This is a genomic window from Sulfitobacter sp. SBS6 (assembly GCF_048285585.1).
Lineage (GTDB): Bacteria > Pseudomonadota > Alphaproteobacteria > Rhodobacterales > Rhodobacteraceae > Sulfitobacter > Sulfitobacter pontiacus.
The window spans coordinates 187,779-206,974 of the sequence record NZ_JBLWBA010000005.1; the positions used below are offsets into that span (position 1 = coordinate 187,779).

Consider the following 19,196-nt stretch of genomic DNA (forward strand, 5'->3'; position numbering starts at 1 on the left):
AAAACAAGCAAGCACGCTGGGGTCGCCCACCCGTTGTGCATATTTATGCCCCCTCCGTCAGACGGCTAATGGCGGGGTCATATTAGGCGGTTGCCCCCTACCCCGTGGCAACTATTCGGGACCCCGCGCCACCTTGTCAAAAATCCCCCGGCGCGCATTGCAGGCAGGCAAGCCCCTCGGCCCGCCATGCGTCAACGACCGAACTGCGATCATCGATGACCAGCCAGGGGGCCAGCCCGTCCGCTTGCATTTGCGCCAGCGCTTGGCGTTTGACCTCCGGATCGCTTGCGGCGTCCTGATCCTTGGCGCGCAGGTAAACGCCGTCGAAGGGCAGATCGTGCTTATGCAGCCATGCGATCGTGTGTTCCGCCCAACCGTCAGGGCGGCCCGAGCAGATGACGATCGTCTCGCCGCTTTGCTTCAGGCGGCGCATCAGTTTGGCGATGGGGGCAATCAGCGGGGCGTCGGCCATCGCCATGTGGAAGGCATCCCATCGCTTCTCGACGCCATGCACCAGATGACCCAGCTTTGCCGCGTCGAACTCGGCCAGAGTGCCGTCGACGTCGAATACCACGCAAGGTGTCAGGGGGGCGGATGTCATAGCTCTTTCTCCTCAAAAAATGTGCCCGACCGCTGAAACAGGATCGGGATGGCGTTTGGCGGGCGTGTGCCCGCGTCATGGGGTGTCCACAGCACGCGCGCGGCGCGGATGATACCGGAATGGCAGACCAGCACCGGCAGGTGGCCGGCGGGCGTGGCGGCACAGGCCTCGTGGATCGCGCCTGCGACACGATCAAGCATGGCGGGCCAGCTTTCGCCGCCTTCGGGGGTGTCTTCGCGTATGGGTTGCTGCGACAGCGGCTGCCCCTCGAACGCCCCCCAATCGCGTTCGCGCAACGCGGAAATCACGGTAAAACCGCGCTGCGCAAAGGCAAGCTTGCAGGTGTCTCGCGCCCGTGCGGCGGGGCTGGCGAAAAGTGTGACCGGCTGCGGCCAGCGACGACGGGCCAGCGCGCGCGCCTGATCGCGGCCGCGGGCGGTCAGCGCTACATCGGTCACCCCTGCGATGATGCTTTGCGCATTGGCGGTCGTCTCCCCGTGGCGGATCAGGCAAAAGTCCGAGGGCGGAAGCGCGGCCCCCCTCACAGGCGCACCGGATCATGCATGAAAACCTCGACGCCCAGATCCTCGATCAGGTAATCCTCGGGCTGGGTGCAGAAGGCTGGCGCAAAGCGTTTCGCGCCAAGCCGTTCCAGCATACGCACCTGATCACGCAGCGGCGGGTGTACGTTCCAGCGTTGGAAATATCCCCCCGGCACGCTGCAGATCCCGCGGGCATGGGCGGTCATATGGCCGGTAAAAACCACATGCGCGTCGCGCCCCAAACGGCCGCTTTCATGCCAGGCGCGCACATAGCCCCAGGCGGCACCGCCATCGGCATTGGGGGTGTCGCAGATCAGAAAACGAGCCTCGTCCAGCGGGCCGCGCGCCAGCAGCGGGGCGATCTTGGCCGCATCCACGCCAAGCGTGCCGCTGCGCAGACCCGTCGCCAGCACCGCCTGACATTCCGGGTCCAGCATGACGCTGGCGTGACCATAGCGCCGGATCAGGTGCAGGGCCATTTCGCCCGCCCTGCCCGATGGCGGCACTGGCAAAAGCACCTGCCCCTCAAGCCTGTCCAGCAAGGCGTCAAGTGCTGCAAATCTTTCGGTCTGGGGCACATCGTCAAGCTGGTAGGAACAGTCCAGGATCGCCGTCGCCGCGGGTGGTGGAAGGTCCAGCGGGAACCAGTCGGATTCCTCGGACCAGTCGCCCGAGTAGAACAGCCCCTCGCCCAAGGCGAAATGCATCCAGACACCGCCCATGGCGTGCCCGTTGCGCCCCGTGGTCAGCTGCACGCCGTCGATCACAGATACCCCCCGTTCGGGCAGCAGGTTGACCTTGGCGGCAGGGGGCAGCGCCTTGGCGGTTTGCGCGGTGGCATAGATCGGCAGCCCCGCCTCTACCGCATAGATCGCCCCGCCGATGTGGTCGATATGGTCGTGGGTGATAAAGACCGCATCCGCGCCCTTCAGCCAGCGCGGGTCAAAATGGGCGTGGGCCTCGGGGCCAAAGCCGCAGTCCAGCAGCCAGCGCCGATTGCCCGTGTTCAATTGCATGCATGCGGGGCCCTTGTCCCCGATGCCGGAAAGTACTCTTACGCTTTGCATTTATTCCTCGGAGAATGCCCATGGGGTGGTGATCGTCAGGCCAAGCTGCATGCCGACATCAAACCGTGCCCGTGTTTCAGCCAGCAGACGCGTGCCGCAGTCCGCGACGGTTTCCAGAAGGTATTTGCCGCCCAGATAGGTCACCCGCGCCACTTTGGCGCGCAGGTCGCCGGTTTCGCTGATGGTCAGGTTTTCGGGGCGCAGGCAGACATGGCTTGGCAGGTCATCCCCGCTTTGCACCGCGATCCGCGTCCCCAGAACATGGCCGTGTAGGGCGCTATCGCTCTTTTCGACCCCGCGCATGGGCACCACCGTGCCGCGCCCGACGAATTCGGCGACAAAGCGGTTTCTGGGGCGTTCATACAGCGTTTGGGGCGTGTCGAACTGCTGGATGCGGCCCTTGTCCATCACGGCGATCCGGTCGGCCATGGCCATCGCCTCTGACTGATCGTGGGTGACATAGACCATCGTCGCGCCGGTGCGCTTGTGGAAATCGGTGAACACTGTTTGCATCGACGCCCGCAGCGCCACATCAAGGTTGGCCAGCGGTTCGTCCAGCAGCACCGCATCGGGGTGCGACACCAGACAGCGCGCCAAAGCGACCCGCTGACGCTGCCCGCCCGACAGTTCGGACGGCATCCGGTCGGCATAGTCCGTCAGCCCCGTCGCCTGTAACGCCTGATCGGTCTGCGCGGTGATCTCGGCCTTGGAAAAACGCCGGATCTCCAGCGGATAGGACACATTGCGCCGCACGTTCATATGGGGCCAAAGCGCGTAGGACTGGAACACGAAACCGATGTTGCGATCCTCGGGCGGGACCATGCGGTTGCCAGCCACATGCGCGACCTCGCGCGGGCCGATGGAAATCTGCCCCGTCGTCGGCATTTCGAACCCCGCAAGCAGGCGCAGCAGCGTGGTCTTGCCGCAGCCCGACGGCCCCAGCAGGGCGACGAATTCGCCATCCTTGAACGTGGTGGTGATGTCATGCAGCGCGGGGGCGCCGGCGAATGATTTGCCAAGCGCGGACAGGCTTATGTCTGCCATGGGACTACTCCTTTCGGGAAACGTCGGGACATCAGCTGCACCAGCACCATCAGCGCCATAACCACCAGTACGATGGTCATCGCCAGCGCGCTGGCCATTGCGGTCTCGCCGCTGTCGTCCAGATTGAAAATGACCACGCCCAAAGTCTCGGTCCCCGAGGACCAGAGCAGCGCGGAAACCGTGAGCTCGTTAAACGCGGTGAGAAACACAAGGATCGCCCCTGCCGCCGCCGCCGGTGCCGAGAGCGGCACGATCACATCGCGCAGCCGCTGGAACAGCGATGCTCCCACCGATTGCGCGGCTTCGCCCATGGCAGGATCCAACTGCTTGAGGCTCGCTTGCACGGGGCGGAACATCACCGCAAAGAACCGCGCCAGATAGGCCAGGAAGATGATCCAGATCGTGCCATACAGCGTCGCATCGGTGAACGGCAGCTTGATCAGCAGCAGGATCATCGCAATCGACAACACCACTCCGGGCAAGGCATAGGGCAGATCCAGCAGGCTATCAAACAGCCGCGACAGCCGCGTCGGGTTCCGCTCCATCAGCCACGCCAGCGGCAGGCAGAGCAGCATGAGAACAACCGCCGCGCCGATCGCCAGACCAAAGGAGTTCGCAAAGGCCCGCGTCGTGACCGGCTGGCGCAGCAGGACCTCGGTCCACGCCTGAAGGGTTACAGTGTCAAGCCGCAGTGGCACGCCATAGGCAGGCACCAGCGACGTCGCCAGCAGGCCGAACATGGGCAGCACAAGGATCGTGCAGACCACGGCCCATAGCAACACCTCGACCGGCAGACGCGCCGCCCCGAGCGGGATCGCCAAGGGGCGCGACGTGGCCCCCACCAGATAGACCCGTTGGCGCGATTGAAAGAATCGTTGCGTCAGGATGCCCGTGACAGCCACCGCACCGATCAGCATGGCGAGGATCGATACCTCGGCCAGCACGCTGGTGCCCATGCCCGCCAGCTTTTGGTAAACCAGCGTCGGCAGGGTCGCATAGCCCGCCGGAATACCCAGCATCGCGGGGATGCCAAAGTTGCCAAGGGCGGTGACAAAGGTGATCGCCGTTCCCGCGGCCAAACTGGGCAGGGTCAGGGGCATGACCACCTGCCACCACGTGCGCAGCCCCCGCGCGCCACTGATGCGCGCCGCTTCGACCACCTCTTGCGGGATGGCGCGCAGACCTGCACGCAGGGTCAGGAAAATGATCGACATATGCTGGATGCCCAGCAACAAAATGATACCTTGCGCCGAATAAAGCGGCTGCGGCGACCCCAGTGGCGGTGCCAGCCCCAAGGTCTTGAGCAACACCGACGACGGCCCCATGATCTGGGTCCAGGACAGCGCGGTGATCTGGGGCGGGATCATCATCGGGATCATCAGGCAGAACACCAGCGCCGCCTTGGCGCGCAGATCGGTCAGCGCCACCAGAAACGCAAAGGCAGACCCCAGAACCACCGAGACCAGGGTGCCGAACCCTGCGGTCACCAGCGAATGTTTCAGCGCGCTCAGCGTCGATGGCTGGCGCAGCACCTCGCCCGCGAGCGACAGGCCAACCGCGCCCTGATCCGTCACGCCTTCGACAAACAGGCGCAGCACCGGCGCAAGGGTCAGGCTGATCGCCACAATCAAAATGGTAGAGAGCAGCCACCCCTCGGACCGGCTGCCCCCGTTTTTTGTCAGAACGCCCATTACTCGGCGCCAAACAGCTCTGTGAATTTGGCCTTGTTGGCTTCGGCGTCCTTCAACGCGGTCGCGGGATCGAAGTCCATCAGTTTGATGTCTTCGCGCGCAGGGAAACCGGCGGGCACGCTCATGCCGTCGCGTGCGGGGATATAGCCCATCTCAAGCACCACATCCTGACCTTCCGCGCTGAGCAGGAAATCGACGAACTTCTGTGCGCCTTCGACGTTCTTGGCGGTCGACATGATCGCCACAGGCTCGGTCACATAGGATACGCCTTCGGTCGGGAAGACGAATTCGACAGGCGACCCTTCGGCCTTGTTGCGGATCGCGAGGAAGTCGACGACCATGCCATAAGGTTTCTCGCCCGAGGCCACGGCCTTGAACGTGCCGCCGTTGCCGCCTTGGGCGCGGGCGTCGTTTTCCGCCAGTTGTTCGTAATAGCCCCAGCCAAGGCTGTCATCGCCGGTCAGGGTTGCCAGATGGATCAGCGCCGCACCGGAATACAGCGGGGACGGCATGGCCACCTGCCCTTTCAGGGCCGCATCGCTCAGGTCTTTCCACGAGGTCGGAGCCGTCTCGACGCCGGTGTTATAGACGATACCTGTCGTGATCAGCTTGGTCGAGTGATAGAAGCCGTCGGCAGAATAAAGCGCGCTGTCATAATTGGCAGCCTCGGGGGATTGGTAGGCGGTCAGCAGACCGTCTTGGGCCATGCCCTCCAGCGTCACGGTGTCGGCGATGAGCAGCACGTCGGGCTGCGGGTTACCTGCCTCGATCTCGGCGCGCAGACGGGCCATCAGTTTGGTCGTGCCGTCGCGGACCCATTCGACATCGGTATCGGGGTTGGCGGCTTTGAAGGCGTCCACAGTCTGCTGCGCATCTGCATTGGGCTGCGAGGTGTAAAGTGTGATTGTATCTGCAAGGGCCGTGCTGGCCATCAGGGCAAAAGCGGTGGTGGTGAGGATGGTTTTCATGGGGCTCTCCTGAAAAGGTAGCTTTCGTACGAAAGCATTTCGCGCTCGCCTTATTTCCATCTTACGCTACAGATTTATGACATTTGCGTAACAGATTTAATTATATTGCGCCGTGGACGGGGTCGCTCTAGGGTCCGGCTAACCTTGAGTTGTTTTCGAAGGAAAATAGATGGCGCGACCTACTCTGACCGACCGGCGCGACAGGATCATTGCGCTGCTGTCGCAGAACGACGCTTTGTCCCCTGCCGAACTCTCGCAGCATCTGGACGTTTCGGTGCAGACCATCCGCGCCGACCTGCGCGACCTTGATGATGCGGCACTGGTGCAGCGCCGCAAGGGAAAGGTGCAGCTGCGCCAGCAAAGCGAGAATATCGGCTACCTGCCCCGTGAAACCATCGCGCGACAGGAAAAGCAGCGCATCGCCTTGGCGGTCAAGAACCTGATCCCCGATGGCGCACGGGTGGCGCTTGGGACGGGGACCACGGTTGAGCATTGCGCGCGGTTTCTGTCGTCGCACAAAGACCTTTTCGTCGCGACCAATAGCATCCACGCGGTTTGCGCCCTGCAAAATGCCGCGGGCGTGATGGTGGAGCTGGCGGGCGGCAATGTACGGATGCGCGATCTGGATCTGATCGGCGCTGCAGCGCTGGCGTTTTTTGCGGGTTACCGCATGGATTACGCCGTGTTCAGCTGTGGCGGGCTGTCGGGGTCGGGCGCGGTGATGGACTATAACTCGGACGAGGTGCTGGCGCGCAAGGCGATTGCGGGCTGCGCCAAGACAACGATCCTGGTGGCCGATCAGGGCAAGGCGGATTTGGACCTTGCCTGCCAGCACGGGGAGATCTGGGCCTATGACTACCTTGTCACAGGGGCCGCGCTGTCACCCGATCTGCTGTCCCGCGCCGCCGCCCATGGGTGTACGGTGATCAAGGTCTAGTCCCTAGCCCGTGACACGCCGTAGAAAGGATTGGGTGCGCGGGTCTTTGGGCGCATCAAGCAGTTCTGCCGGTGGGCCCTGTTCGACAATCCGTCCCTCGTCCATAAAGACGATCCGATCCGCAATCTCGCGCGCGAACTGGATCTCGTGGGTCACGATCAGCATGGTCTGCTGTTTCTCGGCCACGCGCCGCATGAGGTCGAGCACCTCTCCCACCCATTCGGGGTCCAGCGCCGAGGTCGGTTCGTCAAACAGCATCAGATCCGCATCCAGCGCCATCGCGCGGCCGATGCCCACCCTTTGCTGCTGGCCGCCCGACAGTGCTGCGGGGTAGCTGTCGGCTTTCTCGAACAGACCGGTTTCGCGCAGCGTCGCATCGGCACGGGCGTTGGCCTCGGCCTTGCTATAGCCCTGAACGGTAATCAGCGCCTGAGTGATATTCTCGCGCGCGGTTTTGTTGGCAAACAGTGCGTAGTTCTGGAACACGAAGGACGTGCGCCGCCGCAGCGCCAGAATATCGGCGCGTTTCGCCGTAGATGCATCGACAGACATATCGCCAATGTGGATGATGCCCGCGTCAGGCGCGTCAAGAAAGTTCAGGCAGCGCAGCAAGGTGGACTTCCCCGTACCCGACGGCCCGATGATCACCACCCGTTCGCCTTGGGCGATATCAAGCGAGATGTCTTTCAGCACGGCGGTGCTGCCAAAGGATTTGGTCAGGCCGGATATGGTGATCCCGTCCCCCATCGCCCTGCCCGTCTCTGGAATGCTTTGTGTATTGGTCATCGCGCATGTGCCTTGTTCAGATAGACCTCTAGGTGACGCTGTGCGAAGGCCAATGTCTCTACCATGACCCAATAAATCGCGGCGACGACGAGAAAGGCTTCGAAGTAGAGGAAGCTGCCCGCCGCCTCTTTCTGGGTCGCCCCCATCAGTTCGGTCACGCCAAGGGTAAAGGCCAGCGAGGTGCCTTTGATCATATCGATAAAGTAGTTCACCAAAGTCGGTGCCGCGACCCGCGAGGCCTGAGGCAGGATGATCTGGCGCATCATCTGGCCTTGGGTCATGCCAACGGCCTGCGCGGCCTCCCACTGGCTGCGGTCCACACCCAGAATGGCGGCGCGGATGCTTTCCGCCATATAGGCCGAGAAATGCAGCGTCAGCCCCATGATGGTCGCGGTGACGCCGTCGATCTTGCCCAGAAAGCTCAGGACTTGCGGCAGGCCGTAGTAGAACAGGAACAACTGCACCAACAACGGCGTGCCGCGAAAGAAGCTGATGAACAGCCGCACAAAAACGTCGAGGACCGGAACCCGAAACACCCGTTCAACCGCGAGCACAGAGGCCAGCACCAATGCGCAGACCATGCCCACAAACGCCATGAACAGCGTCAGCGGGACATAGCCCAGCAACACGGGCAGCAAGCCCCACATATATTCGAAATCCAGTCCCCGCATCTTGTGTTACTCGGCTGTTGTGATGTCAGAGCCGAACCATTTTTCCGAAATCTCGGTCAGGGTGCCGTCTTCTTTCAGCTTGGTGATCGCGGCGTCAAACCGGTCACGCAGGGCCTGACCTTCGTCATCGTTTCGGAAGGGCAGCGCGTTGCGGATCTCGCTAAAGGGTTTGCCCGCAAGCGCCAGCGGCAGCGGGCTTTCCGCGATCAGCTGGGCCGAGGACACGCGGTCCATCACAAAAGCATCCACGCGACCAAGGGCCGTGTCTTGGGCAATGTTGCTTTCATAGGTGCGAATGTCGATCTCGCCCGCGTTCGGCAACTCGTTCAGCAGTTCCTCGAAGTTGGAGCCGAGGTTGACCGCAACGGTCTTCCCGCTCAGATCCTCGACACTGCCGATGGTGTCTTCGTTGCCCTCTTTCACCACGACCTGCGCCCCGTCAAAGACATAGGGCTGCGAAAAGGCGAATTTCGCCTCGCGTTCGGGGGTGATGGTGATCTGGTTGGCGATCGTGTCGATGCGGCCAGATTCCAGCGCGCCGATCAGGCCGGAAAAGGACATGGTGACAAAGTTCACCTCGTCGCCGGTTTCCTTGGCGACGGCGTTGATGAAATCGACCTCGAACCCTTGCAGCTCGTCAAGCTTTACGAAGGTAAAGGGAAAGTACCCGCCCGACATGCCGACATTCAGCGTCTCTGCCTGAGCAGCACTGACGCCGGTAGCAAGGGCGATTGCGGTAAGTGTGGCGTGTTTGATCATGATATTCTCCGTTACGTCTAAGGGGGAGGTAACATGACGCAGCCGCGCTTCAATGGCGCAGCGTCAAGCAAGTCCGCGGTGGTGTCATTCATCCTTCGTCAGGAATATAATTCTGGCAAGGGCTTTGATCGCGAAACGCTGTTTCGGGGGCCGCAGCGGCGGAAGGGGCATTGGGGGAAGATATCAAGCGAATTAGCGCGCATTTGGGGGAATCACCAGCGCCGGATTGCACCGCATAAGCATCTGATCAGACAAAATAAAACCGCCGCAAAGTGGGAGGACTTTGCGGCGGGGAAATTCTTGTGGCTTTCGGCGTCGTGGTTAGCGCAGGGCAACCGCTTGCGAGGCAATATGGCGGATCTCGCCACGTGCAACACCGATATCTGCCAGATCCCGGTCATTCATCGCCGACAGCTCGCGGAAGGTCTGGCGTTTGGCGCGTTGGTCAGCGCTGTAGGCACGGAATGCATCAAGCGACTGGCGCAGCTTGGGCATCAGACCCGCAACAGGTGCGGCGGTATATGTGGATGTATAGCTCATTTCTTATTCTCTCTTTCACGTCTATGCGGCGGCCTATCCACCGCATTCGGTTTGGTATGTTCCGTCAGCGAAGCGCTGGCGGTTTAGGCTGCTGCCGTGCCGCGGGGTGCGGTGCGGAACAGGCCGGTAAACTTGCGCGATGCTTTGGCAACAGCGGCAGAGATATAGGCACTGCGCAGCGCGTTGGCTTCGGCAAGAAGACGGTCGACTTCGACCGGAGTGGCGGTTTTGTATGTAGCTTCGGTTTTCATTTTCCAGCTTTCCATTTCAGGGCTTCAATGCCCGTGACCGTCATATGTGCGCGGTGCAGCAAAGGTGCAAACCATAGTGGATATGCGGAAAACGCATGGCTTAAATGGCACAGTTTCGCCCCAAAACCGCCCATATCCGGCCCTTAAACTGGCAGTTTTCGACTTCACCGTGAACGAAAGGGCCGCCCGAACGTTGGTAGCCCCTGAAACGGAGAGACCAACACAAGCCGGAGAAGACCCATGACCAAGCAATCGCCGCAGCCGCAACAATCCGCCCCACCCAAACCCGCGCCGGAAAAACCCCAGCCGGTGATATTTACGGATTATGCCAGCATCTGAAAGTGACAGGCGGCTAGCTGCGGTATAAACAGCCCGGTATGACTGACCCTGTTTCTTCCATCCGCAATCTTGGCCCCGCGTTCGAGGAAAGCTGCGCCCGTGCCGGCATCCACTCTGCGCAAGAGCTGCGCGATCTTGGTGCCGATGCAGCCTATGAGAGGTTGCTGCAAAATGGTCAGCGCCCCCACTTCATCGGGTACTATGTTCTGGTGATGGGGCTTCAGGGGCGCCCGTGGAACGACTGCAAGGGGGAAGAAAAGAAAGCCCTGCGGGTCAAGTTCGACGCGATCAAGGCCCGTGCCCATGATACCGGCCGCTCTGAATTCGAACGCATTATGAACCTGATCGGTGTGCGCGAGGCGTAACGCGTCCCTGCGAAACCTTAAGGCGGCAGCGGAACGGCACTGCGCCCATAGGCGTTGGGTCGCTAACCTAGCCCCAACAGGATACCCTGCCCCATGCCACATTCCCCCGATGTTCAACACGACCTTGACCGGCTGCGTGGCCTTGCCCGTACGATGGATAGCGCCCTACGGGTGCCTGTTCTGGGCGTTCGGCTGGGCTGGGACAGCATCCTTGGCCTGATACCGGGCGTTGGCGACGTTCTGGCTTTGGCACCGGCGGGCTATATCTTGAAGGAAGCGCATCGCATGGGCGCAAGCCGGTCGGTTCTGGCGCGTATGGGGGCGAATGTGGGCATCGACCTTGCGATCGGTGCGATCCCCCTGATCGGTGACATCTTTGACGTGGGCTGGAAGGCAAACATCCGCAACGTCGATCTGTTGCACCGTCATCTTGAGCAAACGGCACCGATGAAAACCGTGAGCCCTGTGGACGGTGAACTGTCATCACATCATCCGACCCTCAAAGGGTGAACAGATCCGCCGCCGTTATATGATCCCCGTTGCATGAAAAAAGGGCCGCAGTTGCCTGCGGCCCTTTTCATCTGTCCAAACCTGAGAAGGCTTAGCCAACCAGTTCCAGACCGGAGAAGAAATACGCGATTTCGACTGCGGCTGTTTCAGGCGCGTCGGACCCGTGAACGGAGTTTTCGCCAACGGATTCGGCGAATTCTGCGCGGATGGTGCCTTCGGCTGCGTCTGCTGGGTTGGTTGCGCCCATCACTTCGCGGTTTTTCGCGATGGCACCTTCGCCTTCGAGAACCTGAACAACAACAGGCTCGGACGCCATGAATTCGCACAGTTCGTCATAGAAAGGACGCTCGGCGTGCACGGCATAGAAAACGCCGGCTTGTGCCTTTGTCATGTGAATACGCTTTTGTGCGACGATGCGCAGGCCGGCTTCTTCGAATTTGGCGTTGATTTTGCCGGTCAGGTTGCGGCGTGTTGCGTCTGGTTTGATGATCGAGAATGTGCGCTCAAGGGCCATGATAGCTCTCCTAGGTGGGGTTGATTTGGCCGCTCCCTAGCATGGGTCATGCCCCGTGAAAAGCCGCGATTGACGCGGGGCCAGACATGGTTCACACCGCGTCCATGTTAAGCATTTCAGAAATCAACTATTCCGTCGAAGGCCGTCCCTTGTTCGAGGAAGCCAGCGCGGTCATCCCCGAAGGCCACAAAGTGGGTCTGGTCGGGCAAAACGGTGCGGGTAAAACCACGCTGTTCAAAATCATTCGCGGAGAGCTGTCGCTGGACGCGGGCGACATCAGCCTGCCCTCGCGCGCCAAGATCGGGGGCATCGCCCAAGAGGTCCCGTCCTCTGACGTGTCGCTGATCGATACGGTGCTGGCCGCCGATGTCGAACGCGCCGCCTTGATGCACGAGGCAGAGACAACGGATGATCCCGCGCGCATCGCCGAGGTGCAGACCCGCCTTGCCGATATCGATGCCTGGTCCGCCGAAGGCCGTGCCGCCGCGATCCTCAAGGGGCTTGGATTTGACGACCATGATCAGCAGCAGCCCTGTTCGGCCTATTCGGGCGGGTGGCGGATGCGCGTGGCGCTGGCGGGCGTTCTGTTCGCGCAGCCGGATTTGCTACTGTTGGACGAACCGACCAACTACCTTGATCTTGAAGGCGCGTTGTGGCTGGAAAACTACCTGTCGAAATACCCGCATACGGTGATCATCATCAGCCACGACCGTGGTCTGTTGAACCGTGCCGTCGGTGGTATCCTGCACCTCGAAGACCGTAAGCTTACGTATTATCAGGGTAATTACGACCAGTTCGCGAAAATGCGGGCCGAAAAGCGCGCGCAGTTGACAGCGCAGGCGAAAAAGCAGCAAGCGCATAAGGCGCATATGCAGGCCTTTGTGGACCGCTTTAAGGCCAAGGCGTCCAAGGCGAAACAGGCGCAATCGCGAATGAAGGCCATCGAGAAGATGGTGACAATCACGCCGCCGGAAGAAGCCGCGCGCAAGGTCTTTACCTTCCCGCAACCTGACGAGCTTTCGCCGCCCATCATCAGTATCGAAGGCGGATCGACCGGTTATACCGAAGGCCAGCCCGTCCTGTCGCGCCTGAACCTGCGGATCGACCAAGACGACCGCATCGCGCTGTTGGGCAAAAACGGTCAGGGTAAATCTACCCTGTCAAAGCTGCTCTCCAACCGTTTGGTGTTGTTCGAGGGCAAGGCGATCAACTCCAGCAAGCTGCGCATCGGGTTCTTTGCACAGCATCAGGTGGACGAATTGATCGTCCATGAAACGCCGCTGCAGCATATGATCAGCGCGCGCCCCGGTGTGATGCAATCCAAGCTGCGCGCACAGCTGGCGGGGTTCGGTCTGGGGCCGGATCAGGCCGATACCGAAGTGGGGCGTTTGTCGGGGGGACAAAAGGCGCGTCTGTCGCTGCTGCTCGCCACATTGGACGCACCGCATCTGCTGATCCTCGATGAGCCGACCAACCACCTTGATATCGAATCGCGCGAAGCGCTGGTCGAGGCGCTGACGCGCTATTCGGGTGCTGTGATCCTTGTCAGCCACGATATGCACCTTTTGTCGATGGTCGCGGACCGTCTGTGGCTGGTGTCGAACGGCACGGTCAAACCCTATGAGGATGACCTCGAAGCCTATCGCAAGATGCTGTTGACCGTGGAAAAGCCCGTCAGCAAGAACCCCAAACCGGTCAAGGAAGCGCCAAAACCCAAACGCGCCAACCGCGAAGACATCCTTGCCCTGCGCGCCGAAGTGCGCACGGCCGAGGCGCGGGTGACCAAGATCAACGACATGCGCGACAAGCTTGCGAAAAAGCTCGCGGACCCTGCCCTTTACGAAAAGGACAAAGTCGGCGAACTTGAGGTCTGGAACAAGAAATACGCCGAAGTCATGGCCGCGCTTGAACGGGCGGAAGCGATCTGGATGGGCGCGTTGGAAAAACTGGAAACCGCGTCGGCGTAATGCCAGCGCGGCGCAAGGGATAAGGACGGGGCTGGCCCCGGTGACGGTTTATGATGGCACTTGATCTGGCATTCATGATCACCGCGTTCGCGACGATGATCGTGATCATTGACCCCTTTGCGATTGGCCCGATGTTTCTGGCCTTGACCCCCGGTATGACCCCGCGCCAGCGCCGGTTGATTGCGTGGCGGTCGGTGGTCATCGCGGGGCTGCTGCTGCTGGTCTTTGCTGCCTTTGGCGAGGCTGTGCTTGGCTTTATCGGTATCTCGATGCCCGCCTTCCGTGTCGCGGGGGGCGTGCTGCTATTCCTGACCGCGCTTGATATGTTGTTCGACCGCCGCACGAAACGCCGCGAGGGCCATGCCGAGGCGGATGACGATCACGACGACCCATCGGTATTTCCGCTGGCCATTCCCTTGATCTCGGGCCCCGGCTCTATCGCGTCGGTGATCCTGCTGACGGGCGAGAAACCGGGCCTTGAAGGGCTGGTGACCGTCGTCGCGATCACTTTCGCCGTCCTGATCATCATGGGCATCACGATGCAGGCCAGCGGCTATCTTGAAAACGCTTTGGGCAAGGTCGGGATCAACGTGATCACGCGGCTTTTGGGTATGCTGCTTGCCGCGCTGTCGGTGCAATTCGTGCTCGACGGGCTTAGCGCTTTCGGTTTCGGGCCGGGTCCGGGCTGACTTTTCCGCACCCTGCCCCCATATCTTTGGAAGATTGCCAAAGGATATACGATGCCGGACATTGAAACAGGACGTTTGATCTATCTGATCGTGCTCATGGCGATGGTCGCGGGCTGGTTCTTCATGCAAAGCCGTCAGGGCTGGAACAAGACGCTGCAACAGGTCGCGGTCTGGGCCATGATCTTTACCGGTGTCGCCGCGGGCTACGGCCTGTGGGAGGATATCAACCGGCAAGGCGACATCCCGCGCCAAGCCTATGAGGCCAGCACCGGCAGCGTCACCCTGCCACGCGCCCGCGACGGGCATTATTATCTGACGGCGACGATCAATGGCACGCCGCTCCGCTTTGTGGTGGACACCGGCGCGACGGATATGGTGCTGACCCGCGCCGATGCCGAAGCCGCAGGGCTTTCGCCCGATAGCCTGAACTATCTTGGCCGTGCCAGCACCGCCAACGGTGAAGTGCGCACCGCCTATGTGCGGCTGGACGAGGTTGAACTGGGCGGGGTGCGCGATACCGATGTGCCCGCGGTCGTGAACGAAGGCGAGATGCGGCAATCCTTGCTGGGGATGGGCTATCTGCAACGTTGGGGCCGGATCGAGATCACCAACGGAGAGTTGATCCTCACCCGTTGAAACACGGCGTAACGCCCTCAGGTCTCTGCCTTTTTCTCCCACCGACCCGATTCCTCGGACCAGTATTGCGCAGAGGCTCCTGCGGCTTTCAGCGATTTCCACTGGTCCCGCGCGACATTCAAGGCGTGGTCGTCCAGCCCGTCGAACAGGATGCACACCCGATCCAAGGCCGCGACTTCCTGTGCCGACACAGCCGCGCCATGGATCGAGAACACGCAGCTTGCGTTATTCGGCGCGTGGGTGTCCGTGGTCAGCAACACCGGCTGCTCGGCATCATGCGGCCCGCCGGCCAGACCATGAGGCAGAAAGCCATCCTCGGGCCCGCGCCACAGGGCGACGTCAAGCTGTTCCAGCAAGGATTGATCGGTGCCGCGTACCGCCACACGCCAGCCCGCGCCTTGGGCTTTGCCCAAAAGCATCGTCAGCGTTTCGACCAGCGGTCGCTGGGTCAGATGGTAGAAATACGCGGCACCCATCAGGTTTACTCTGTCTCGTAAAGGTTTGAAATCAATCGGTTCAACGCGGCAACGCCCCAGCCCGTGGCCCCGACGGGTGCCAGCGCCGTCTCGGATTTGACGGAGGCCACACCGGCGATATCAAGGTGAATCCACGGCGTGCCGTCCTTGATGAACCGTTGCAGGAATTGCGCCGCCGTGATCGACCCGGCAGGCCGCCCACCGATGTTTTTCATGTCGGCGATGCGGCTTTTCAGCAGCTTGTCATACCCCGCGCCCAAGGGCATCCGCCACGCGCCTTCACCCTCGGTTTGCGCTGCCTTGAGGAAGGCGTTGCACAGCGTATCGTCGTTCGAGAAAACCCCCGCATTGTCATGACCCAAGCCGATGATAATCGCGCCGGTCAGCGTCGCCAAATCGATCACGCCCGCGGGGTTGAACCGTTCTTGCGCGTACCAAAGCACATCACAAAGCACCAAACGGCCTTCGGCGTCGGTATTGATCACCTCGACCGTGTCGCCCTTCATCGTCTTGATTACGTCACCGGGGCGGGTTGCCGTGCTGGATGGCATGTTCTCTACGATACCGACCAGCCCGACGACATTGGCCTTGGCTTTACGCAGGGCAAGGCTGCGCATCACGCCCGAGACAACGCCCGCGCCGCCCATATCCATGGTCATGTCTTCCATGCCCGCGCCCGGTTTCAGGCTGATGCCGCCGGTGTCGAACACCACGCCCTTGCCGACCAACGCCAGCGGGGCCGCGTCTTTTTCGCCGCCGTTCCATTTCATCACCACGACGTAAGACGGGCTGGCCGACCCCTGCCCGACGCTGAGCAAGGTGCGCATCCCCAGCTCTTCCAGCTTGGCTTCGTCCAGCACTTCGACCTCAAGGCCGATTGACTCCATCTCGGCCAGACGGTCGGCGAATTCGGTGGTGGTCAGGATATTCGCGGGCTCGTTCGTCAGGTCGCGGGTCATAAAGGCACCGTCGGCGATCGCCAGCAGGGGCGCGGCAGCGGCTTCGACCTCTTCGGGTTTGGAATTCATGATCACGACCTGCCCCTTGCGTGGCTTGCCGTTGCTTTTGCGATCCTCGAACGTGTAGTCGCGCATGGCCAGTCCAAAGCAAAGCTCGGCCGCTTTGCGCAAACCGCCCGTCAACACCAGCAGATCCGCATCGCCGCGCCGTTTCGCAAGCGCCGCACCGGCTGCGCGCAGGGCTTCCTGATCGGCGTTATTCGCCAATTGCACCACATCCACGGCCTCGGCCGCCATGCCGGTGGGAAACCCAAGGCTGACCGCATCGCCCGCTGACAATTTCGTGAAGCTGTCGCTGGCCACCAGACGTTCCAGCGCGCCCTTGGTCAGCTTGTTGATGCGCCGCGCGGAGGGGTTGAGCTTGCCATCCGCGCCCACAGTCACAGCCACACGGCCTGTGTGGCCTGCGATCTGGTCAATATCGGTTTCGGTAAATGTCATTGGCGTCAATGCGGTCATCAGGTGAACCCCTTTTGTCTGAATTTCGCTTAGACGTATCCTGCGTGCGCCGTTAAGGCCAGATAGCAGTTTTCGTGGGCGGAAATTTACTTTATCGTCGGGCGAAAGTTCACCCGTGTTGATACCCAAGGGATGCAGATTGGCCAAGTTCGACCGCTATATGTTGTCCCAGTTCCTGATTTTGTTCAGTTTCTTCGCGTTGATCCTGGTGGCGATTTTCTGGATCAACCGCGCCGTGGTGCTGTTTGACCGGCTGATTGGCGACGGCCAGACGGCGCTGGTGTTTCTTGAATTTACCGTGCTGGGGCTGCCCAAGCTGATCACCACGGTCCTGCCGATCGCGACCTTTGCGGGGTCGGTCTATGTGATCAACCGGATGACCAGCGAATCCGAGCTGACGGTGCTGCAGGCGACGGGCACCAGCCCTTGGCGTCTGGCGCGGCCCGTGTTCGTCTATGGCCTATGCGTCGCGATCATGATGTCGGTGCTGACCCATCTGCTGTTGCCCCTGTCCAACGGACAGCTGTCTGAACGCGAGGCCGAGATTTCGCAGAATGTCACCGCACGGCTGCTGACCGAAGGCACATTCCTGCATCCGACCTCTAAGGTCACGTTCTATACCCGCGTGATCGACGCCGACGGGGTGTTGCGCGATGTGTTCCTGTCGGACCGGCGCAACCCCGACGAGGGCGTGATCTATACCGCGTCCGAAGCCTATCTGATCCGCAATGGCGATGGCACGACGCTGATCATGGTCGATGGCATGGCGCAACGGCTTGAGATGGCCGGCAAACGCCTGTCGACCGCCAAGTTCCGCGATTTCTCGTTCGATATCTCGGCATTGGTGAGCAGCGACAAACCCCGCACCCAATCCATCGACGCCATGACCACGGCAGAGATGTTTGCCCAGTGGGATCAGCTTGAGACGATCACCAAATCCAGCGCGGGCGACATCGCAGAAGAGCTGACGGCGCGCTTTGCCTCGGCGGCGTTTTGCATGATCGCCGCGATGATCGGCTATGCGACACTGGTGCTCGGAGGGTTTTCACGCTTCGGGGTCTGGCGCGAGATCGTGATTGCCTTTGGTCTGCTCATTGCGATTGACGGGTTGCGCGGCACTTTGGTTGAAACGGTGCGCGACGACGCCAGCCGGTGGCCACTGCTGTTCCTGCCCAGCCTGATTGGCGCTATGATTGTGATCGGGATGATCTGGCAAACGGCCCATCCGGGCTGGACCAAACGGATGGGCAAGCAAAGGGGCGTCGCATGATCCTGCATCTCTATTTCGCGCGCCGCTTTATTATGGGGTTTATCCTCATTTCCGCTGTGCTGTTCTCGCTGCTCGTGTTGGTGGATATGGTCGATCAGGCGCGCCGGTTCAGCAGCTACGATATTGGCTGGCTGCGGCTCTTCGGGATGACGTTGTTAAACACGCCTGAAACCATGAACCTGATCCTGCCGCTGATCATGATCCTTGCGACCGTGGTGTTGTTTTTGTCGCTGGCACGCTCGTCAGAACTGGTGGTGACCCGTGCCGCCGGCCGGTCAGCGCTCAGCGCGTTGCAGGCCCCGATCTGGGTGGCGTTCATCATTGGCGTGATGGCTGTGGGCATGTTGAACCCCATCGTTGCGGCGACCGCCAAGCGTTACATCCAGCTCAGCGACAGCATTCGCGCGGGCGGGACCTCTGTCCTGTCGGTCAGCGACGAAGGGCTGTGGCTGCGCCAGGGCAGTGACGAGGGGCAGACCGTGATCCGCGCATGGCGGTCAAACAAGGACGCCTCGGTGCTTTATGATGTCACATTCCTCAGCTACGCGCCCGAGGGCGGGCCCGCACGGCGGATCGAAGCGGACAGCGCCGCGCTGGAAGATGGTATCTGGACGTTGACCGATGCGAAGTCATGGCCGCTTGAAGTGGGGGTGAACGCCGAAGGCGCGGCCGAGACATTTGACACGCTCACCCTGCCCTCGACCCTGACGCTCGACCGTATCCGCGACAGCATCACCGATCCCGGTGCCGTCTCGATCTATGATCTGCCCGATTACATCAAGCAGCTTGAACTGGCAGGCTTCAGCCCGCGCCGCCACAAGGTCTGGCTGCAGACCGAACTGGCGCGCCCGTTCTTTCTGGTTGCGATGGTTCTGGTTGCGAGCGCGTTTACCATGCGCCATACGAGGTTCGGAGGCACGGGCGTCGCGGTGCTGGCCTCTGTTCTGATGGGGTTCGGCTTGTATTTTATTCGCAGTTTTGCGCAAATTCTGGGGGAGAACGGGCAGATTCCGGTTCTTCTTGCGGCTTGGGCACCGCCTGTCGCATCCATTCTTCTGGCGCTTGGTCTTCTACTTCATTCAGAGGATGGCTGAC

At 61.3% G+C, this 19,196-nt stretch carries 22 protein-coding genes; 8 read left to right on the forward strand and 14 right to left on the reverse strand.

Annotated features, from left to right (window positions below; all coding sequences use genetic code 11):
- Nucleotides 1–136 precede the first annotated feature (136 nt).
- The 6 genes from ACNQ62_RS04295 to ACNQ62_RS04320 are packed head-to-tail and all read right to left on the reverse strand — an operon-like array spanning nt 137 to nt 5,913.
- Nucleotides 137–601 carry an HAD family acid phosphatase gene (locus ACNQ62_RS04295; RefSeq protein WP_418094289.1) on the reverse strand — a complete coding sequence of 155 codons (465 nt, stop codon included), beginning with the start codon at nt 599–601 and terminating at the stop codon, nt 137–139.
- The gene (locus tag ACNQ62_RS04300; RefSeq protein WP_304950523.1) at nt 598–1,146 is read right to left on the reverse strand and encodes a histidine phosphatase family protein; all 549 of its coding nucleotides are present in this window, start codon (nt 1,144–1,146) and stop codon (nt 598–600) included. Before ACNQ62_RS04300 ends, ACNQ62_RS04295 begins: the two co-directional genes overlap by 4 nt.
- Nucleotides 1,143–2,159: an MBL fold metallo-hydrolase gene (locus ACNQ62_RS04305; RefSeq protein ID WP_304950522.1), complete on the reverse strand. Its 1,017-nt coding sequence runs from the start codon at nt 2,157–2,159 to the stop codon at nt 1,143–1,145. Before ACNQ62_RS04305 ends, ACNQ62_RS04300 begins: the two co-directional genes overlap by 4 nt.
- Before the next feature lie 51 nt (nt 2,160–2,210).
- Nucleotides 2,211–3,254, reverse strand: coding sequence for an ABC transporter ATP-binding protein (locus ACNQ62_RS04310; protein ID WP_005853560.1), 1,044 nt, complete (start codon nt 3,252–3,254; stop codon nt 2,211–2,213).
- The gene (locus ACNQ62_RS04315) at nt 3,242–4,945 is read right to left on the reverse strand and encodes an ABC transporter permease (protein ID WP_184582073.1); all 1,704 of its coding nucleotides are present in this window, start codon (nt 4,943–4,945) and stop codon (nt 3,242–3,244) included. The genes ACNQ62_RS04310 and ACNQ62_RS04315 overlap by 13 nt, the downstream gene beginning before the upstream one ends.
- Entirely contained in the window at nt 4,945–5,913 is a 969-nt protein-coding gene (locus ACNQ62_RS04320; RefSeq protein ID WP_418094290.1) for an ABC transporter substrate-binding protein, read from the reverse strand. The genes ACNQ62_RS04315 and ACNQ62_RS04320 overlap by 1 nt, the downstream gene beginning before the upstream one ends.
- 169 nt (nt 5,914–6,082) lie before the next feature.
- Between ACNQ62_RS04320 and ACNQ62_RS04325 the strand changes: the two genes are divergently transcribed.
- Nucleotides 6,083–6,850 (forward strand): DeoR/GlpR family DNA-binding transcription regulator, encoded by a 768-nt coding sequence (locus ACNQ62_RS04325; RefSeq protein WP_340243702.1) that lies wholly within the window; start codon nt 6,083–6,085, stop codon nt 6,848–6,850.
- Between the two features lie 3 nt (nt 6,851–6,853).
- Here the strand turns inward: ACNQ62_RS04325 and ACNQ62_RS04330 are convergent, their stop codons facing one another.
- The 5 genes from ACNQ62_RS04330 to ACNQ62_RS04350 form a co-directional block, all read right to left on the reverse strand.
- Nucleotides 6,854–7,636 carry an amino acid ABC transporter ATP-binding protein gene (locus tag ACNQ62_RS04330; RefSeq protein ID WP_418094291.1) on the reverse strand — a complete coding sequence of 261 codons (783 nt, stop codon included), beginning with the start codon at nt 7,634–7,636 and terminating at the stop codon, nt 6,854–6,856.
- Entirely contained in the window at nt 7,633–8,307 is a 675-nt protein-coding gene (locus ACNQ62_RS04335; RefSeq protein ID WP_005853555.1) for an amino acid ABC transporter permease, read from the reverse strand. Before ACNQ62_RS04335 ends, ACNQ62_RS04330 begins: the two co-directional genes overlap by 4 nt.
- A 6-nt stretch (nt 8,308–8,313) precedes the next feature.
- Nucleotides 8,314–9,066, reverse strand: coding sequence for an amino acid ABC transporter substrate-binding protein (locus tag ACNQ62_RS04340; RefSeq protein ID WP_005853554.1), 753 nt, complete (start codon nt 9,064–9,066; stop codon nt 8,314–8,316).
- Nucleotides 9,067–9,387: 321 nt separating this feature from the next.
- A complete protein-coding gene (locus tag ACNQ62_RS04345; protein ID WP_009824624.1) occupies nt 9,388–9,606 on the reverse strand; it encodes a DUF1127 domain-containing protein in 219 nt (72 codons plus the stop codon).
- Between the two features lie 83 nt (nt 9,607–9,689).
- Entirely contained in the window at nt 9,690–9,857 is a 168-nt protein-coding gene (locus ACNQ62_RS04350; protein ID WP_235183784.1) for an RSP_7527 family protein, read from the reverse strand.
- A gap of 377 nt (nt 9,858–10,234) precedes the next feature.
- On the opposite strand from ACNQ62_RS04350, the gene ACNQ62_RS04355 reads away from it, so the two are divergent.
- Nucleotides 10,235–10,561: a TfoX/Sxy family DNA transformation protein gene (locus ACNQ62_RS04355; RefSeq protein ID WP_418094292.1), complete on the forward strand. Its 327-nt coding sequence runs from the start codon at nt 10,235–10,237 to the stop codon at nt 10,559–10,561.
- Nucleotides 10,562–10,654: 93 nt separating this feature from the next.
- On the forward strand, nt 10,655–11,071 hold the full coding sequence (locus ACNQ62_RS04360) for a DUF4112 domain-containing protein (protein ID WP_005853550.1): 417 nt from the start codon (nt 10,655–10,657) through the stop codon (nt 11,069–11,071).
- Between the two features lie 91 nt (nt 11,072–11,162).
- Here the strand turns inward: ACNQ62_RS04360 and ndk are convergent, their stop codons facing one another.
- Nucleotides 11,163–11,585: a nucleoside-diphosphate kinase gene (gene ndk, locus ACNQ62_RS04365; protein WP_005853549.1), complete on the reverse strand. Its 423-nt coding sequence runs from the start codon at nt 11,583–11,585 to the stop codon at nt 11,163–11,165.
- 104 nt (nt 11,586–11,689) lie between these two features.
- Between ndk and ACNQ62_RS04370 the strand changes: the two genes are divergently transcribed.
- Genes ACNQ62_RS04370 through ACNQ62_RS04380 form a run of 3 tightly spaced genes read left to right on the forward strand, consistent with a single transcriptional unit; the run spans nt 11,690 to nt 14,877 of the window.
- Nucleotides 11,690–13,552 (forward strand): ABC-F family ATP-binding cassette domain-containing protein, encoded by a 1,863-nt coding sequence (locus tag ACNQ62_RS04370; RefSeq protein WP_037945024.1) that lies wholly within the window; start codon nt 11,690–11,692, stop codon nt 13,550–13,552.
- Between the two features lie 53 nt (nt 13,553–13,605).
- The gene (locus tag ACNQ62_RS04375; protein WP_418094691.1) at nt 13,606–14,241 is read left to right on the forward strand and encodes a MarC family protein; all 636 of its coding nucleotides are present in this window, start codon (nt 13,606–13,608) and stop codon (nt 14,239–14,241) included.
- A gap of 51 nt (nt 14,242–14,292) precedes the next feature.
- Nucleotides 14,293–14,877, forward strand: a complete 585-nt coding sequence (locus ACNQ62_RS04380; RefSeq protein ID WP_037944283.1) for a retropepsin-like aspartic protease family protein — start codon at nt 14,293–14,295, stop codon at nt 14,875–14,877.
- Between the two features lie 17 nt (nt 14,878–14,894).
- Here ACNQ62_RS04380 and ACNQ62_RS04385 read toward each other — a convergent pair whose 3' ends face one another.
- Complete coding sequence (locus tag ACNQ62_RS04385) at nt 14,895–15,353, reverse strand: DNA polymerase III subunit chi (RefSeq protein WP_009824619.1); 459 nt, start codon at nt 15,351–15,353, stop codon at nt 14,895–14,897.
- A gap of 5 nt (nt 15,354–15,358) precedes the next feature.
- Nucleotides 15,359–16,831, reverse strand: coding sequence for a leucyl aminopeptidase (locus tag ACNQ62_RS04390; RefSeq protein WP_037966295.1), 1,473 nt, complete (start codon nt 16,829–16,831; stop codon nt 15,359–15,361).
- 139 nt (nt 16,832–16,970) lie between these two features.
- Here ACNQ62_RS04390 and lptF point away from each other — a divergent pair, with 139 nt between their 5' ends.
- Entirely contained in the window at nt 16,971–18,101 is a 1,131-nt protein-coding gene (gene lptF / locus ACNQ62_RS04395) for an LPS export ABC transporter permease LptF (RefSeq protein ID WP_418094293.1), read from the forward strand.
- On the forward strand, nt 18,098–19,195 hold the full coding sequence (lptG, locus tag ACNQ62_RS04400) for an LPS export ABC transporter permease LptG (RefSeq protein ID WP_037944279.1): 1,098 nt from the start codon (nt 18,098–18,100) through the stop codon (nt 19,193–19,195). Before lptF ends, lptG begins: the two co-directional genes overlap by 4 nt.
- Nucleotide 19,196 lies beyond the last annotated feature (1 nt).